The sequence below is a fragment of the Flavobacteriales bacterium genome, assembly GCA_019694795.1.
GTDB lineage: Bacteria > Bacteroidota > Bacteroidia > Flavobacteriales_D > UBA2798 > UBA2798.
Genome location: JAIBBF010000006.1, coordinates 1 through 17,704, shown reverse-complemented (window position 1 = coordinate 17,704; position 17,704 = coordinate 1). Strand labels below are relative to the sequence as shown.

Here is a 17,704-nt window from a genome sequence, read left to right as displayed (position 1 = left end):
TCGATTACCAGCAACGAAAATCCATTGCAGGGTTTTCCATTCGGGAAGTAGGTTGCTGCATCCCTTTACTTAAGCGTACCACTTCTGTTCGTAGGAATTGTTGTAATTCACTCAATACAATTTCCCCGTCACGGTTTAAATCGGCTTTTTTCGAACGAATTCCATTGAGCAGACAATAAGTGAACAAACCATTTTTCCAGCTTGCACTTTCCATGGCATATTCGGCACCACCAGCTGATGAAATTACAGTTGCACCTGTTCCTTTCCGTAGATCGGTAAATAGTTCAGCCATTAATTCGGAAGTGGATTTTAATCCAAGATTCTTCTTTTGAATTCCTGCACCTGCCGCACGGAACCGGATGTCGCCATTTCCTTCGGTATTCATGCTAATTTGTTCCACTTCTTCCTTGTCCACTTCACCACTGTGACAAGCATCTATAAGAATTAATTTCCGCATGGGTTTAATGCCATCCACCAGTGCTTCGAAGCTTTCGTAGCTTAGTCCGTTTTCTTTTGGATTTTGGAAGTTCATTGCATAAGTGCCCAGATAATAATTTAAATCTGCATCCAGAACACCGTGTCCCGCATAAAACATCACTACATAATCATTAGCTCCTGCATTTTGTAAAAAGGATCTGATGCCGGAAAGTGATTGCAGTGTAAAAGCGGAATCCTGTAAACATAAACTGTACACCTTATTTACAAATTTTCCTTCCATGCTTTTGTAGGCACTCTGAATATCGATAGCGTCTTTACCAGGGTAAGTAAGATTAAAACGGGAATCTGCATATTTTCCTACACCGAGTGATACTAAAAAGAGGTTGGCTTGCGCAGTGTTTTTTCCTTCTGCAATTAAAGAAGTCCGAACCGATTCGGTCCCTTTTTTATTGAGGACAGAAACTTCAATTTTGTTTTTTCCATCTAATAATGGAACCATTAAATCACCACTCCATTGATGCAATCCGGTATCTGAAAATTGAAATCCTTTTGATCCGAAAATAGGCACATCATTGACTAATAAATTGATTCGGTCCAGCGCCCATAACTCATCTTTTGCCTTCACCCGAAGGGTGATTTGCTGGTCGCTTTTAGTGGTATTTTCAATCGCAATTTCAGGCAACGAAGATTCTCCGTTTAATTCCTCCAATGAAAAACCCATGCGTTTAAGGCGCTTGATGTAGGCTTTTGACAACAATTGATGTAGCTCTGAATTTCCAATTCCCATGGAAGAGAGAATTACATCGGGACGATTAAATTTGAGATCAAACTGGTCGGGAAAAATAAATTGCATTCCGGAGCAAAATCCAAATTTCTTATAAGCGTTTTTGGTGATTTGGTAATTCCCTTCGGGATCTACCAAAATAAAATCTTTTTTCCCCGTAGGAATTAGCGTAGAAATTAATTTCTGATTGGTAGTATTCCAGAATTTAATGCTGGCATCATTCGAGGCTGTAACCAGTGTATTATTGATGGGCGAAAAATCGAAATCGTTAATTTCTGCATCGTGACCCGTAAATTTTCCTATGAATTTATAATCTGATCCTGTTCCCAAACTAAACAGGTAAAAATCACTTTGTGATGCAATTCCTATTAGATTTTTCTTTCTGAAAAGTTTATTCCGATAGGATGGGGGAATCTGAATGTTCAGGTTAAAACTCGCATTGGTAAATACATTTTGCACCATGAGAATTCCACCTTTTGTTAATTCCAAAACCGATTGATTATCCCAGCGAATTACATCATCAAAATTAGAACCCGAACCCAGTGTTTTTTTGTACCAGGTATTTTTCTTCAGGGTCCATATCTCCAATTGATTGGAAAAGCTGGTTGTTCCAACGGAAAAACTTCCTGAATCGGCTCTTAAAACAGCAAAGGTGCTATCATTAATTAATAAAAGGGATTGAATGTAATTCTGACTATCACGAATGGTTCTCCGCTTTTTGATTCCCGGTTTTTTTACGACCGTTTTTCGGCGATTCCGGTTATATTTTTCATTTCCGGCATACACTTCAACGGAACCCGATTCGTTGGCAGAATAATAAAAAGCATTGAAACGAGGTTCCATATACATTCCCAAAACATGCTCAAAAAATGATTGCTGAAACAGCTTCCAGCTTAGGCGATGATATTTATGACGGGTTCTGGTTTTACCTGTAGAAACAGAATAAGAACGAATGCGGTTTTCGGGTGTAATGATGAGTAATTGATCTTGGCCCTGCGGGATAATTTGCAACAGAGGATGTTCTGAAATCTTAATGGTTTTTATCTCTTGAGAATAATTACTCATGTCGAAAAACTTAAGATTACCAATTTCATCGCCAAAGATCAATTGATCGTATTGAGATGAAAAATTTACTGCACTAACACGATAACTGTAACCGTGAAATCGTCGATGCATTTTACCTTGTTCCACATCCCATTCTATAATGGTTCGGTCTGAACTGCCACTGTATAATTTTTTACCATCGGGACTCAAATCCAAATCATTTACCGCCGATTGATGCAGTGCAAGGTGATCTTTTATTTTCCCCGTTTTATAATTGTAAACATAAATTCTGCCGTCGAGCGAGGCAACGTATACACTCGATGATGGTTTATGAATCACCATTTGGGTGAAACCTTCATTGAAAAAGCGGGATGTTTTACGTGAAAAAATGACACCTGATTTTTTAAATGAAATTTCAGGTCCTTTTATCCGAATGCAATATTCACCGTCGACCAACGAATCTCCCTTTAGCGGTAAATAAAGTGGATTAGCATTGCCGTCCCATTGATTTTTTTCGGCATCGAAGCGTTGGGTAGATCCGTTTGAACTGAATAAAAGTTGGGTTGGTCCGCCATAACAAATCGAATAGTGATTGTGTAATGAGTAAATCATTTTCCGCTTAAGCTGCATTCCGGAATTGAGATCCCAGAAGATGAGCTGACCATCATCTCCAACCGAAGCAATGGATTTTTGATCGGGAGAAACTGCAATGGCTTTAATTGGACCGTAATGTCCTTGCTGTACAGCCGGCGTGATGTGCTGCGCCTGAAGCGAAAGGATTGAAATTCCAAAAAAGAAAAGGATTAAACTAGTTTTCATGGAATTTTGATATAAATAGGTAGTCGTTGATTTAAATCCAAATCATCCGTTAGATCGTCTTCGAAATAATTGGAATTGATTTCTTTTTGGTAATTGGCCACCAGATACCCTGAAAAAGTATGTCCAACATTCCACAAAGAAGGTCTGTAAACATGTCCTTTTATTACATAACGTTTCCCATTACCGGCTAATAAATCGTGATTATGATACACAATGGTTCTGGAAAGATTGTATGGATATCCTCCAAATGGGGTTGAGTTAGCTTCTGAAATATAGCCATTCGTTTCATGGGCAAGTCGGTACAAATCGGAAGATGAAAAGCCCTGCATAATTACATTAATGGAGATGTTATTGGTGTTTGCTTTATTGATTAAAGCAGTGGCATTAACAGCGCTGCTACCATCGTCGTAATTATTACACACTACAGTAACCGATCGGCGGGTGGATCGGGGATCTGAAATGAGTTTGTCCAGAGACCGGTCGATGGCATCAAACAAAGAAGAATTGCTTGCGCTTCCGAGATTGGTATAATTGGTAGAAAGGAAATCCATGACTTCTTCGTGACTATGATCGAATAAATTTCCGCTTTCTTCGCCTAAAAAATGTACAGGTGAATTGCCGTTTAAACTTTCGCGGGCAAAAAATCCAAATGAACAATATTGATTTTTTGAGGGATCACAAAGTTTGTCCATCCGGTTCATTGCATCAATAAAATTTCCGTCATCTACAAATTGATAATCGTAACCGGCCTGGTCGACAATCATGATGTTTTGATACGAAAAATCGTTCTGGTATTCCAACGTGTAAACCGAATCGACCAATGCATTCGCGCTTAATGCAAAACCATAAATACTGTAAAAGGCAGAATCGGGATAAATATCCACCAATTTGCCATTTTTCAACGCGGCTGCTTCCATGGTGAAATACAGATTATTTCCAGAATAGGAATCGTAGTTCAGTGAAGAAACACAAATGGCATCCAGCCAGGTGTAACGTTCCACAATTTCATCTGTTGGAGCATCTATTTTTTTACAGGATACACCAGTTACCATAAGGAAGAGAAGGAATAATAATTTATTCTTCATAATAGATAAAGTGTTTTCTGCGAAGTGATTTATACGATAAATACCAGGCAAACGTAAATTCCATCTGCTGGTTTTGCATGCTTAAGTCCGATTTATGTTTATCCACCCTTGTTTTCCACAGCAAGTACCATTCGATGTTTTTATGTTTTTTTCCATATCCGATATTGGCAGTTATCCATGGATTATTATCGTAGTATTTGCCGTACATAAATGGGATGTAGTAGCGGTCATAATGACCCGGATCCCAATCGATACGTTCTTTCATGTAAACGATTTGTCCGTATTCCGCACCTACAACAATCATGGGTGAACTTGCATGATTTTTTAGATTAATGGAAAAGGTAAGCGGAATTCGATGCTGGAGATTTTGCATATTGAACAAGGCTTTGTAGTTATCTACTTCGCCCGAATAACCAAAATGATTTAATCGCACCGTGGCACTGTTGTAAATGAACTGATAACCCAATCGCAAAATATAACGGTTGAATTCAGCTTTCATTTGATATCCGACTCCAAGTCCAAATGTTTTATACCATTTCATTCCCAATCCCATTGGAGAAAAGAAGGTCATTCTCGATTGATCGGCTCCGGGTTCATGCACAAAATAGATGCGAACTGTATTAACCGGATTATAATAATTCTGATTAAAATGAATGCTGCCTGCCAGAGGAGTGGTTGCCGTAAAACCTGAACTGATTCGCTGTGCGTTTATGCCGGTTTCAAGTACCAAAAAAAGGAATAAAACGAAAATATGCTTCATCTTCTTTTGGTTTTAAAGGTGTAGGTCAAGCCATAATTCAACCCTTGATCTGCATAAAAGGGAGGAAACTGTTTTCGGAAAATTCCTTTGTTTAGTCCCATCGTAAACGTGAACTTTCCAAAATGGATTTGTAAAAAGTTAACAGAAATATAATATTCCCTGATTTTTTTTCCATCCACTGTTCCCAGTACCGAACTGATTTTCCATTTAGAACAAACCGATTCCCCCAATGAGAAATTATCACCCATTGGAGCAATAAAATGAAAAAGAAAATCCAGATCGATGAGTGCATTGGCTCTGAAATATCCGGTGGTTGCATAATCCAATCCTAAGCCAAATCCAATTCCTCTGTCGGCATCATTTTTTAGTGTGAGCATTGCTCCTGCACTGAAGAGGGCGGTGTTTTTTGCATCAGTCGATTCGTAATCGTAATCGCTGGTCATTACCCAAAAACCGGAAACGGGAAAGGACAATCCCCATTGATGGCCGGCCAGTGTATTGTACCGGAACCCATGTTTTTCAAATGATTGCGCTGTTCCGGATAAAAAAAGAAAAAGCAGGAGAAAAGAGAGAAATTCCTTTTTCCTAATGCATTTTTTTGAAAATGAATTAGTTAATGTAATAATTCGCACTACTTACTGATTTTTGGGTGTTCAAAAATAGAAAAAAGCGGGGAAGAATTTTTGCTTAAATCCGGAACTGGAGTATTGAATATTTCCTTTCCTTCATTTTCATTTTTTTCCTCTCACAAGGTGCCTTTTTTGCTATCTTTGCCCAATTAAAAATTTCGCTACATCATGACAATCACCCCCGGAAAGCTTATTGGAGAAGGATTAACGTACGATGACGTATTGTTGGTTCCTTCTTATTCTGAAGTAATGCCACGCAATGTGGATATTCGTTCAAAATTTACACGCAACATAACAATAAATCTTCCTGTAGTTGCGGCAGCGATGGATACGGTTACTGAATCTGAACTGGCTATTGCATTGGCACAACAGGGTGGAATAGGGGTGATTCATAAAAACATGAGCATCGAAGCGCAAGCGAATGAAGTGCGCAAAGTGAAACGTTCTGAAAGTGGAATGATTCAGGATCCGGTTACGCTTCCTGTAAATGCAACGGTTGCAGATGCATTAAAGCAAATGTCGGAAAATAAAATCGGTGGTATTCCGGTGATTGACGGAAACAGAAAATTAGTCGGCATTGTTACCAACCGCGATTTGCGTTTCGAAAAACAAATGAATCGTCCGGTTTCAGAAGTAATGACCGGCAAAGACTTAATCACCGCCAATGAAGGAATTGATTTAACGCAAGCAGAAGGAATTCTTCAGGCAAATAAAATTGAGAAATTACCTGTAGTAGATGCAAAGGGCACATTGGTTGGCTTAATCACCTACCGTGATATTATAAAACTGAAAGAACATCCGAATTCCTGTAAAGATCAATTTGGACGTTTACGTGTGGCGGCTGCTGTTGGTGTAACGCATGATACGCTTGAACGTGTCGGTGCATTGGTAAATGCGGGAGTCGACGCCATTACCATCGATACAGCGCATGGTCACTCCAAAGGTGTAATTGAAACGTTAAAAAAAGTTAAGCAAACATACCCTGAATTGCAGGTTATCGTTGGTAATATTGCTACCGGCGAAGCAGCATTGGCATTGGCAGAAGCTGGTGCAGATGCAGTGAAAGTGGGAATTGGTCCCGGTTCCATTTGCACTACCCGTGTAGTAGCGGGAGTTGGTGTTCCGCAATTATCTGCCGTTATGATGGTGGCCGAAGCATTAAAGGGAACGGATGTTCCATTGATCGCTGATGGTGGTATTCGTTATACAGGCGATATTGTGAAAGCCATTGCAGCAGGTGCATCAACCGTAATGGTTGGCTCTATGTTTGCAGGTGTGGAAGAATCACCCGGTGAAACAATTATTTATGAAGGAAGAAAATTTAAATCATACCGCGGAATGGGATCGATTGAAGCCATGCAACATGGATCAAAAGACCGTTATTTCCAGGATATGGAAGATGATATCAAAAAATTGGTTCCGGAAGGAATTTCTGGTCGCGTTCCGTATAAGGGACGTCTTGCGGAAGTTACCTATCAGATTATTGGCGGACTCCGTGCCGGTATGGGTTACTGCGGATCACAAGATATTCCAACACTTCAAAAAACCAGCAAGTTTGTTCGAATTACAACTGCCGGATTCCGCGAGAGTCACCCGCACAACATCACCATCACCCGTGAGGCTCCGAACTACAGTATTGTTTAATAATAAAACATCATAATTATACACCATGAAAACAATGAAATTTTTAGGATTTCTATCGGCGATTTGCCTTTCTTTTTCCGTGGCCGCTCAATCCGATGCTGTGATCATGAAAGTAAATGGCAAACCGGTTTACAAATCGGAATTCGAAGCTATTTTCAGAAAGAATCAGAAAGAAACCGTTATCACCAAAGAATCATTGGATGAATACATGGTTTTGTTTACCAATTTTAAATTGAAGGTTACCGAAGCAGAGGAATTGGGATTGGATACCAATCGCAAATTTAAAGATGAGTTATACGGCTACCGTAAACAATTGGCTCGTCCTTATCTGGTAGATAATGAAATGACGGATCAATTGGTGAAGGAAGCTTACGATCGTATGCAAACCGAATTGAGAGCAAGTCATATTCTCATTAAATGCGAATGGGATGCGGATCCGAAAGATTCACTTGCTGCCTACAATAAAGCGATGAAACTTCGTCAACGCATTGTAAAAGGTGAAGACTTTGGTAAAGTAGCTTCTGGTAAAGGCGGAAGTGAAGACCCAAGCGCAGTTCGAAACAAAGGTGATTTGGGTTGGTTTACTGCTTTTATGATGGTTTACAATTTCGAAAATGCCTGCTACAAAATGAATGTAGGTGATGTTTCGCAACCGGTACGTACTAAATTCGGATATCACGTTATTAAATTGACCGGTCGTCGTCCCGCTCAAGGCACCATTAAAGTTGCTCACATCCTTATCGGATCCAAAGCTGAAGATACGCCAGAAATGAAGGAGAACGCCCGTAAAAAAGCGGATGAGATCAAGGGACGTTTAGACAAGGGTGAAGATTTTGCAACGCTTGCCAAACAATTTTCTGAAGATCCAAGTTCAAACCGCAAGGGCGGAGAATTAAATCCGTTCAGCACCGGTAAAATGGTAGAGGAATTTGAAGATGCTGCCTTTGCATTGAAAAACGACGGTGATATTTCTCCTGTGATTCAAACGTCCTATGGTTATCATATCATCAAACGTTTGGAATTAAAACCACTTGAATCGTTTGATGCAATGAAAGCGAACTTAAAACAAAAAGTTCAGCGCGATTCGAGAAGTCACTTACCTAAAAAATCTTTCGTAGCTAAATTAAAAGCGAAGTATAATTTTAAAGATGATCCTAAAGCGTTAAAAGCATTTTATACGGTTGTTGATACCAATATTTTTAATGCCACCTGGGATGGTAAAAAAGCAGCTTCACTGAAAGGTGCAATGTTCTCTTTTGCTGATAAAAATTATTCGCAAACTGATTTCACTAATTACCTGGTAAAAAATCAACGTCAGATTCCGAAAGAAGACATGGTGTTGTTTCTAAATAACATATACGATAAATGGGTGTCTGAGGAATTGATCAATTATGAAGATGCACGTTTAGAGCAATTGTATCCTGAATTCAGAATGCTGATGAAAGAATACCGTGATGGAATTTTATTATTTGAACTCACCGATCAGAAAGTATGGTCCAAAGCCGTTAAAGATTCTGCCGGTCTGCATCAGTTCTATGAAGCGAACAAATCGAACTACATGTGGCCAAAGCGCTATGATGTAGATGTATATTATTGCGCCAATTCAACCATTGCCAAAGCCTTGCGTAAAGATTTGAAAAAAGGGAAAATGACCAATGATCAATTGAAAGAGAAATACAATAAAGAATCGCAATTGAATCTTAAAGTGGATGGCGGAAAATTATCTGCAGAGGACAATGAATTACTGAAGAAAAATACTCCAGCGAAAGCAGGTTTATCTGCCGACATTCAGGAAAATGGTCAGGTAGTAATCATTCGCACCAACGCCATTATTGAGCCAATGCCAAAAGCCCTGAATGAAGCGAAAGGAATTATTACTTCCGATTATCAGAGCTATTTGGAAAAAACCTGGTTGGAGTCCTTGAGGAAGAAATATCCTGTAGAAATCAACAAAGAAGTGCTTTATACCATCAAGTAAGAGCGCTTTGAAAAAGTGGTTTATTCTTATCGCACTGGCCTCTTGTTCGGGAGGTAAACCCAATGGGGGAGATGGAGATCTTTTAGCCGAGGTTTATGATAAGCAATTGACCCTGGAGCAAGTTTTGCCCTTAATTCCCGAAGGGTTAAATCCTGAAGATTCCACTGAATTCGTAAAACAATTTGTGGACGGATGGATCAGGGATATGGTGATTGTCCACCAGGCCGAAGAGAATTTACCGGAGGAAACGAGAAACGTAGAAGCCCGTCTGGAAAATTATAAACGTTCCTTGCTGGTGTACGAGTACGAAAAAGAATTTGCGAGGCAAAAGCTGGACACCCTTGTTTCTGAAGAGGAAATTGAAAAGCACTACAAGGAAAATCAGGACGAATTTAAACTGGCCGACTACATCGTAAAAGTGTTGTACGTTAAGCTGGATAAAACGGTAAAAGGACGTGAAAAGGTGGAAAAATGGTATAAATCGGGCAATGAAAAAGATATTGCTGATTTGGAAAAATTTTGTGCAGAAAATGCCGTTAGTTTTTATAATGATCAGGAAAGCTGGATTTATTTCAGCGACCTGTTAAAGGAAGTACCCATTAAGGTGGAGGACAAAACCTCGTTTTTAAAATCGACAAAAAACATCAGTTTTGAAGATGAAGAATTTGTGTATTTCCTTACCATTTACGATTATAGTTTAAAGGATGAAGTTTCTCCCATTTCATTTGAACGGGATAACATTAAAGCCAGGATATTGAATGCAAGAACAACTGAAATTGTTCGGAAAATGCGGATTGAATTATTAAATGCGGCGCAAACTGAGATTAAAAATTATGTTGAGAAATAAATTACTTTTTTTCCTTGTCATGGTGATTTCCACCTTGAAACTTTCGGCACAAACACAGAATATCGACCGTGTTATTGCCGTGGTTGGCGATCATCCTATTTTGTATTCCGAAGTTGAGATGCAAAGAATCCAGGCGCTTTCCCAAGGTTTTAATCTCGGTCCAAATGGAAAAGGCTTAATCCTTGATCAATTATTGTACGAACGGTTGTTAATTCATCATGCTGAAATCGATTCACTGGAAGTGACAGAAGCACAAATTCAAAATGAACTGGAAGGTAGAATCCGCTTTTTCGAAAATCAGATTGGAGGAAGAAAAAAACTGGAGGAATTTTACGGTAAAAGCGTGGCTGAAATTAAAGAAGAGTTTTACCCCATGGTAAAGGATAAACTTTTATCGCAAGCGATGGAGAGAAAAATTACAGAGAATTTAAAAGTGACACCTCAGGATATCCGTGAGTTTTATAAAAAAATACCGAAGGACAGTCTGCCACTGATTAATTCTCAGGTAGAATTCTCGCAAATCACGATAATTCCAGTAGTAACGTCTGAGGAAAAAAAACGCATTAAAGAGAAACTCGAAAAGGTGCGTCAATGCATTATGAAAGGCGATTGCTCCTTCTGCGTTGAAGCACTCGACTCCGATGATCCCGGATCACGTTCACGTTGCGGTGAATGGGATTTTATTCCACGCGGTACGTTTGTACCCCAATTCGATGCCATTGCTTTCCGTTTAAAAGATGGTGAGTTTTCTGAAGTGTTTGAAACCGATTATGGTTATCATTTTATGCAATTAATCCAACGCCGCGGCGATGAATATAAGGGTCGACACATTTTATATGTTCCCAAAGTTTCAAGTATGGATATGCGTAAAGCCAGTGCTAAACTCGATTCGGTGTATCACAGCATCATGAATAAGGAAATTTCATTCTTAGATGCCGTTGCAAAATATAGCGACGATAAGGACACCAAACAAAATGGAGGAGTAGTATCGAACCCCGTCAACGGCGATACGCGATTTGATGTGACCGATTTAGATCCTCAATTATTTCTGACGCTGGATCGAATGAAAGAAGGCGAAATTTCTTTGCCTGTTCCGTACACCTCCGGTGATGGAAAACAAGGATTCAGAATTTTAAAACTGAATAAACGAACAGCTCCACATCGAGCTAATCTTACCGATGATTATCAGTTATTGCAAAACGCTACGCAAAACGATAAGCATAATAAGGAAGTCGAAAAATGGGTGAAAGGAAAAATATTCGGAACCTATATCTGGATTGCCGAAGATTTCCGCAATTATGAATTCCAATACAACTGGATTAAAACAAATCCGTAATGGAATTTGAACTCGTTTCAATCGATCAGCACAAACGAAGTAAAATAATGTATGCCGCAGGATTTATTGTGGCAGCCATGACTTTGTTTTTTCTTCTTTCTACCGCTCCCAACTTGTCCTATTCTGCAGGAGTTATCTTAATGGGAATGGTAATGGTTTTTGCCTTAACAGGTCTCTTTTTTTTCGTTCGCGCCGGAAAGATTTATCATGCAGGAAAACTTTTATTATCCGCTGAAGAAATCATTCTTGAGCAAAACGGGGAAGTGGTTAATTATTATTTCGGTTTGTATTCGGAAGTCAACATTAAAGACGAAGGTTTTCATTCTTATAAAGGAAGCAACGGAAAAATATTAACGCTTATCTTCCATCAAAAGGAAAACAGAGATCTACTTTCTCTTCAGCTCTTTTTTCCAAGCGAGAAAAATTTGGCCGAATTCCTTTCACCCTTGAAGGCATCCGGAATTCCCATTAACTATTAATCAATATTCGAAACTTCCGATATCTACCACTTCTTTAGCTGTAGATAATCTTCTGGTGACTTCTGTCGTTTTTTCGAACGGCGTACCGAACGATCGGATCATTTTCACCTGAATGGTGGCCGGTCCGGTTAAGGTTTGTTCTGAGGTTCCGTAATAGTTAATCTGGACTTTATATTTCCCTTTGGTAGCCTTCTTTAAAAGGAACTCCTCGGGTCCGTACCCACCTGTAAAATCGCGACTGATTAATCCTCCCATTGCCGTTCTGGAATGATCATATTTACACAATTCACCATTTGGATCGGTCACCCATAAATCGAGATCACAATTATCCGTATCCCAGGTAACCACCACACGAATATCGCAAGGCATGGCTTTACGTAGTTTTTCCTGAACCTTGCTCACATTTGATTTCGGATAACGTGCAGCGATGGAATTTAATTCTTCCAACGCGATTAATTCAATTTCGGGGAAACGTCCATCCCAGGGATTTTCCACGATATGATACAATAAAGCAATGGCCTCATTGTATTCACCTTTTCGCTCCAGGGCAAGAGCCAGATCGCGATAGGATTGGGGTTCTTCGGGACGAATCTCTAATACTTTTCTGAAAAGAGCAATGGAATAATCGACATAACCCAGTTGCAACAAACGATGGGCAAGAATCCGCATGAATTTATAATTCATCAATTCAATTTCAACTACATTCGAAAGCACTCGGAGCGCTTCTTGTTTTTTGCCCAGGGAAATAAAATAATCGGAAACATCAATATAAAATGCAGGTGAATTTCCGTGCTCAGCTTTTTGTTTTAAATAGGTCGAGTACAGTGTGCCCTCCGAAGCTTTTTTGATTTCTCTCAAATAAGGCATATCCGGGTTCCATTCATCCAGTGTGGTGGTTCCGCTGTAGCCTTGTTTGTTTTTAAAACCAATATCCAGGTCTGATCCATCTCCAGTACTAAATCCAAACGCTGTAGCCCCATTTGCATCGGTCACCTGAATAGAATAAGTACCCGACACGGTAACATTATTTGCGTTTACATTATTCGATATTCCCTCCAATCTTCCTTGAGAAAAGGAAATGGAATCCATCGAAACTCCTTCTGAAGCGGATTCTTCATTTATTTCATGTTCTACTACCTTGGTGCTTGTCGTTTCTTTTTTCTGTTTGCTGAAATCAGTATTCCACCATTCGAGACGTTGAAGGAACATTTGAACAACGGCTTCCATGTGACTTTCCTTGGCATCATTTTGAGCTTTAACTTCACTTTCTACCATTTTCCAGTATTCTGTTTGAAGTTCAATAGGAGGAACGATCCGGTGTTGAACATAATCTTCCAGTTCATCTAATACAATGAGTGAGGTATAGGGAGTAACTAATTTATTCTCCTTAGCAAATGCAGCATTTTCTTTTTTGTTTTCCGGATTTAAAAGCTCTAAATCCTCAAATTTTTTCCATGACCAAATCCGCTGTATATCCATTTCACTTTGCTGGTTTACTCCATTCAGTGTAACAATAAATGGAATTTCAGCTTGATTACCCGCCTGGAAAACCAGCGTAAACATGGTTCGGTTTCCATTGTATTTTCCGCTTATGATCAGCGTATTTTCCGTAATAATAGTACTGATACCGGCTACGTCGTAAACAGATTTATCGGAAGAAACAATGGATTTAATTCTGTAATCCGAATGGATCATTTTGTTCAATCCGCTTTCAACGGTCTCCGTCATTAAATTGATGCACGATCCTCCACTGCTAAGTGCGATTTTTTTCATCACTCCGTGATCGGCATTTTGAGAAGTGATGATCGTGGAAACAGGATAGGAGGAAAGACTGGGATTGCTTTCTGAAAAATTGGATAAGCCATCACTAAACAATAAAGCTTCATCCGAATATCGGTTTCCGAGTTTGAAATCCTGAAAATTTAAACAGCCCATTGAACTGGCTCCATCATAGGAAAGCGAACTTAGAAATAAACGTAATTCATTCCAGTTTCCATTAACGATTCTAAAACTTTTTCCTTTATCAATGATTTCATGTGCAAATAAAACGGGATAAACAACCAGGTTTTGGTGGTGTTTGAAATACTTATCCAGAAGTGCAAATTCTTTGGCATGATCCCGCTTTTCACCACTGGTGGAAACATCCCAAACCAACAAGGTAGACGAAACAGGATTGCGTTTTACTTCGGGTAAATTCGGATGCAAAATGGCACAAAAATAATTTTCATTATTCTGTGTGGAAGTATAGATCTGTCGATCCTTGTCAGTAGGAATAGCGAATCCAATTTGTTGATTTGCTTTATAATCTTTTTCATTTACTTCAGCCAAGTAACTGCTTCGGATTTTTTTGAAACTCATATTGGCCAATTCATTTTGATAAGGAATGGGCTCTATTTCCTGTTGAACGACCTCTGTTTTTAAATGGAATTCATCAATGGAATAGGGATACTGCATGGGCAATAAATAAATCCACTCTTTTCCATCGTAATTCAGATTCTGTTCAAATGCAATAACAAGTCGTTTATTTCCTTTTGCGGGAATGGGATATACTCTTGCTTTATAACTGTTACCCTGCACATGCTCCAATAATCCCGGATCCACTTTTCTGCGAATGGTCGACTCAAAAACCTGTTGTCCTTTTTCCTTTTCCACCACAACGCCTTCACGTAATTTTCCGTTTACGTCCAACGCAAATCGCGAGATGGTTTGACCATCACCCAGTGGAAAAATTAATTCACCTTCCAGGACACGGTCGGTTTCATTATAGAACAACATATCAAAGGTGGTCGTTGCAAAATTACCGCTGACCTTCACATCAACATTTAATGTTGACACCCTTAATTCGCTCTTTTTGCCACTTTGAGGATCCTTTACTTTTAATTCCGGATAATTTTTTAAGGTATCTGTTAATGGCACTATGGTATCTATGGCCTTTGATTGTTTTGATTCTATTGCAACTTCAATACGCGGTTCCTTTTTTTCAGGTATGAGTTGAAACGAAAGAGGAAAGGCAACAATAAGGAGAATGAGGAGGCGAGGCATAGAAAGACTTTTAGAGCTGTACAAACAAACTCAAAAAGCGTTCGATTATTGTGGATTTATTTCCCTGAGCGTGGATGAAAACTCAATAGCGTATCCTTGAGGAAGTTTCGGTCGAGATGGGTGTATATTTCCGTTGTGGTGATGCTTTCATGACCAAGCATTTCCTGAACCGCCCTTAAATCGGCTCCATTTTCAACCAGATGGGTGGCAAAGGAATGGCGAAAAGTATGTGGACTAATTTTCTTCCTGATTCCGGCTTTCAGACAAAGTGCTTTAATCATAGTAAACACATACACCCTTGAAATTGCAGAGCCGCGTTGATTTAGAAAGACATGATCTTCATTGCCTTTAACGATCTTAAGATGATCGCGCAATTGTTCTTTATAGCGAAGAATTTGTTCCAGGGCCAGTCGACCAATCGGTACCAGTCGTTCTTTATCTCCTTTACCAATAACACGAATGAAACCTTCGTTAAAATAAATATTGGATAATCGCAGATCGGTCAATTCACTTACCCGCAATCCACAACTGTATAACACCTCAATGATAGCCTTATTTCGTTCACCGTCGGCCAAACTGCGATCGATGGCATCGATAATTTTTTGTATTTCCTCGTAGCTGAGTGTATCCGGTAATTTCCTGCCGGTTTTGGGCATATCCAACAATTCGGTTGGATCCGACTTAATTTCATTTTCCAGCAACAGATAACGATAAAAAGCACGAATTCCGGAAAGAATCCGGCTCTGGCTGGTGGCGGACAATCCCAATTCGTTGATATAAGCTACAAACTCCTGAAGATCGCTGAGTCTGATTTCATCGGGAAACAGCTTATTCCCTTTTAATTCGGTCCATTCCTGAAGCTTTCTTACATCGTTTTCATAGGCATCGATAGAATTGACCGAAAGTGATTTTTCCAGTCGAAGATAGGATTGGAATCCCCTTATTGCTACCTGCCAGTTCATAGCATGAATATCGTTATTCTTCTGAAAAGGTTACATTTTTATTGGTTCAATGCAAAATTGGGGAATAGTGCTATATTTATACTATGAAGCTACTCATCGTAAATGGTCCCAATCTCAATTTGTTGGGTCAACGCGAAACTTCTGTTTATGGCGATAAGTCCTTCGAGGAATATCTTCCTGAATTAAGGAGTCGTTTTACTGCGCATGAAATTCTCTATTTTCAAAGCAACATTGAAGGAGAAATTATCAATAAACTTCATGAATTTGGATTTGGACAAGCAGATGGCATCATTTTAAATGCCGGTGGATATACCCATACTTCCGTGGCCATCGCGGATGCGATTGCTTCCATTTCAACTCCGGTTATTGAAGTCCACATCAGCAATGTTCACGCCCGTGAAGAATTCCGCCATCATTCCCTTTTGGCAAAAAACTGCAAAGGGGTAATACTTGGTTTTGGATTAAAATCATACGAATTGGCCATTCAAAGTTTTCTGTAAATGAGGAAATCGATTTTTGTCCTAATTCTGTTTGTGGTTCAACTGAACACCTATGCTCAGGAATTTAAATTCAAGCATATTGGTAAAGAACAAGGATTATCGCAAAGTCGGGTCAATGCAATTACGGAAGATAAAGATGGTTTTTTATGGTTTGGAACAGATGATGGATTAAACCGGTATAATGGAAGAGAAATCACTGTGTTTAAACACAATCCCGAAATTGAACGCACATTATCGGATAACTGGATTAATTGTTTGTATGTCGACAACAAAGGCATTCTCTGGGTAGGTACCTTGGAAGGTGGTTTAAACCGTTACGATAAATACTTTAACAAATTCGATTCGTACCGTGCAGATCCACGCAACGAATCCGCTCTTCATTCGGATAATATTACATCCATTGTTCAACACGATGAGAATTCGCTGTGGATCGGTACCGATAACGGATTGCATCTCTTCACCATTTCCACCGGAAAATTCCAGCGGTATCTCGATGAAATGGTGAACCCTAACAATCCTTCCAAGGTGATTAAAAATGATCAGATAAGAACCTTGTATCAGGATAGGAATGGCGTGTTGTGGATTGGAACTACACGTTCGGGATTGTTATCCTACGATTTAAAAACGCAGTCGTTTAAAGATCATTCGGATCTGGATGCGAAGGGCGACTATGTAGTGGAGAACAGTAATCGTATCAGAGCTATTTATGAGGACAGCAACGGGAATTTATGGATCGGATATGACGGAGGTTACCTCGCCAAATACGACCGGGCCACTAATAAATACACCTACTATTTTAACGACGAACACGATGAACATTCCTTATCGAGCCGGAGGGTCACTTCCATTTTAGAAGACCATATTGGTCAGTTATGGATTGCCACTGCCGATGGAATTGATTTATATGATCCCGAAAAAGATAATTTTCGAGTCGTAAAAGCCATTGAGAAAAATCCCTTTTCGATGCGCGATAATTTTGTCCGCGTTTTATACGAAGACAAAGCGCACTCCATGTGGTTGGGAACCGATACGTATGGAATTACGGTTTATCACCGAAGCATCGGTAAATTCAATCACATTAATACCGACAGTTACGATGCAAAAGGTTTGCGGACCAATACCATTTTTTGTTTTGCGGAAGAATCGCTCGAGAAAATCTGGATAGGCACCATTGGTGAAGGCTTAGCGGTATTTAACAGGAAGAGTCGCGAAATAGTGCATTATGGAAGGGAACAAAATTATACCCATGAAAATATTTTGTGCCTCGAAAAGTCGGGACAAAAATTATGGTTCGGTACCTGGGGTGGTGGATTGAACTATTTTGATTTAGAAAAACAACAATTCAATAAAACACCAC

At 39.4% G+C, this 17,704-nt stretch carries 13 protein-coding genes; 7 read left to right on the top strand and 6 right to left on the bottom strand.

Annotated elements, in window-relative coordinates:
• Nucleotides 1-4 precede the first annotated feature (4 nt).
• The 4 genes from K1X56_03575 to K1X56_03560 are packed head-to-tail and all read right to left on the bottom strand — an operon-like array spanning nucleotide 5 to nucleotide 5,562.
• Nucleotides 5-3,085, bottom strand: coding sequence for a caspase family protein (locus tag K1X56_03575; protein MBX7093778.1), 3,081 nt, complete (start codon nucleotides 3,083-3,085; stop codon nucleotides 5-7).
• Nucleotides 3,082-4,170, bottom strand: coding sequence for a hypothetical protein (locus K1X56_03570; GenBank protein ID MBX7093777.1), 1,089 nt, complete (start codon nucleotides 4,168-4,170; stop codon nucleotides 3,082-3,084). Before K1X56_03570 ends, K1X56_03575 begins: the two co-directional genes overlap by 4 nt.
• A complete protein-coding gene (locus tag K1X56_03565; protein ID MBX7093776.1) occupies nucleotides 4,160-4,930 on the bottom strand; it encodes a hypothetical protein in 771 nt (256 codons plus the stop codon). Before K1X56_03565 ends, K1X56_03570 begins: the two co-directional genes overlap by 11 nt.
• Complete coding sequence (locus K1X56_03560; GenBank protein MBX7093775.1) at nucleotides 4,927-5,562, bottom strand: hypothetical protein; 636 nt, start codon at nucleotides 5,560-5,562, stop codon at nucleotides 4,927-4,929. The genes K1X56_03565 and K1X56_03560 overlap by 4 nt, the downstream gene beginning before the upstream one ends.
• Before the next feature lie 165 nt (nucleotides 5,563-5,727).
• On the opposite strand from K1X56_03560, the gene guaB reads away from it, so the two are divergent.
• Genes guaB through K1X56_03535 form a run of 5 tightly spaced genes read left to right on the top strand, consistent with a single transcriptional unit; the run spans nucleotide 5,728 to nucleotide 11,843 of the window.
• Nucleotides 5,728-7,203, top strand: coding sequence for an IMP dehydrogenase (guaB, locus tag K1X56_03555; GenBank protein ID MBX7093774.1), 1,476 nt, complete (start codon nucleotides 5,728-5,730; stop codon nucleotides 7,201-7,203).
• 25 nt (nucleotides 7,204-7,228) lie between these two features.
• On the top strand, nucleotides 7,229-9,181 hold the full coding sequence (locus K1X56_03550) for a peptidylprolyl isomerase (GenBank protein MBX7093773.1): 1,953 nt from the start codon (nucleotides 7,229-7,231) through the stop codon (nucleotides 9,179-9,181).
• Nucleotides 9,182-9,188: 7 nt separating this feature from the next.
• Nucleotides 9,189-10,028, top strand: a complete 840-nt coding sequence (locus tag K1X56_03545) for a hypothetical protein (protein MBX7093772.1) — start codon at nucleotides 9,189-9,191, stop codon at nucleotides 10,026-10,028.
• Nucleotides 10,015-11,364, top strand: coding sequence for a peptidylprolyl isomerase (locus K1X56_03540; GenBank protein ID MBX7093771.1), 1,350 nt, complete (start codon nucleotides 10,015-10,017; stop codon nucleotides 11,362-11,364). Before K1X56_03545 ends, K1X56_03540 begins: the two co-directional genes overlap by 14 nt.
• Entirely contained in the window at nucleotides 11,364-11,843 is a 480-nt protein-coding gene (locus tag K1X56_03535) for a hypothetical protein (protein ID MBX7093770.1), read from the top strand. Before K1X56_03540 ends, K1X56_03535 begins: the two co-directional genes overlap by 1 nt.
• Here the strand turns inward: K1X56_03535 and K1X56_03530 are convergent, their stop codons facing one another.
• Complete coding sequence (locus tag K1X56_03530) at nucleotides 11,844-14,885, bottom strand: DUF2135 domain-containing protein (protein MBX7093769.1); 3,042 nt, start codon at nucleotides 14,883-14,885, stop codon at nucleotides 11,844-11,846.
• Nucleotides 14,886-14,941: 56 nt separating this feature from the next.
• A complete protein-coding gene (gene xerD, locus K1X56_03525) occupies nucleotides 14,942-15,847 on the bottom strand; it encodes a site-specific tyrosine recombinase XerD (GenBank protein ID MBX7093768.1) in 906 nt (301 codons plus the stop codon).
• A gap of 83 nt (nucleotides 15,848-15,930) precedes the next feature.
• On the opposite strand from xerD, the gene aroQ reads away from it, so the two are divergent.
• Together aroQ and K1X56_03515 are read left to right on the top strand one after the other, a co-directional pair.
• Nucleotides 15,931-16,347, top strand: a complete 417-nt coding sequence (aroQ, locus tag K1X56_03520; GenBank protein ID MBX7093767.1) for a type II 3-dehydroquinate dehydratase — start codon at nucleotides 15,931-15,933, stop codon at nucleotides 16,345-16,347.
• A partial coding sequence (locus K1X56_03515) for a hypothetical protein (protein ID MBX7093766.1) occupies nucleotides 16,348-17,704 on the top strand: 1,357 nt, incomplete at its 3' end. It lies immediately after the preceding gene.

What these genes read in the sequence shown, in the direction of transcription:
- K1X56_03535 (MBX7093770.1), top strand. Translation starts at nt 11,364, where the DNA reads ATGGAATTTGAACTCGTTTCAATCGATCAGCACAAACGAAGTAAAATA.
- K1X56_03565 (MBX7093776.1), bottom strand. Translation starts at nt 4,930, where the DNA reads ATGAAGCATATTTTCGTTTTATTCCTTTTTTTGGTACTTGAAACCGGC.
- guaB (MBX7093774.1), top strand. Translation starts at nt 5,728, where the DNA reads ATGACAATCACCCCCGGAAAGCTTATTGGAGAAGGATTAACGTACGAT.
- K1X56_03550 (MBX7093773.1), top strand. Translation starts at nt 7,229, where the DNA reads ATGAAAACAATGAAATTTTTAGGATTTCTATCGGCGATTTGCCTTTCT.
- K1X56_03540 (MBX7093771.1), top strand. Translation starts at nt 10,015, where the DNA reads ATGTTGAGAAATAAATTACTTTTTTTCCTTGTCATGGTGATTTCCACC.
- K1X56_03530 (MBX7093769.1), bottom strand. Translation starts at nt 14,885, where the DNA reads ATGCCTCGCCTCCTCATTCTCCTTATTGTTGCCTTTCCTCTTTCGTTT.
- aroQ (MBX7093767.1), top strand. Translation starts at nt 15,931, where the DNA reads ATGAAGCTACTCATCGTAAATGGTCCCAATCTCAATTTGTTGGGTCAA.
- K1X56_03575 (MBX7093778.1), bottom strand. Translation starts at nt 3,085, where the DNA reads ATGAAAACTAGTTTAATCCTTTTCTTTTTTGGAATTTCAATCCTTTCG.
- K1X56_03570 (MBX7093777.1), bottom strand. Translation starts at nt 4,170, where the DNA reads ATGAAGAATAAATTATTATTCCTTCTCTTCCTTATGGTAACTGGTGTA.
- xerD (MBX7093768.1), bottom strand. Translation starts at nt 15,847, where the DNA reads ATGAACTGGCAGGTAGCAATAAGGGGATTCCAATCCTATCTTCGACTG.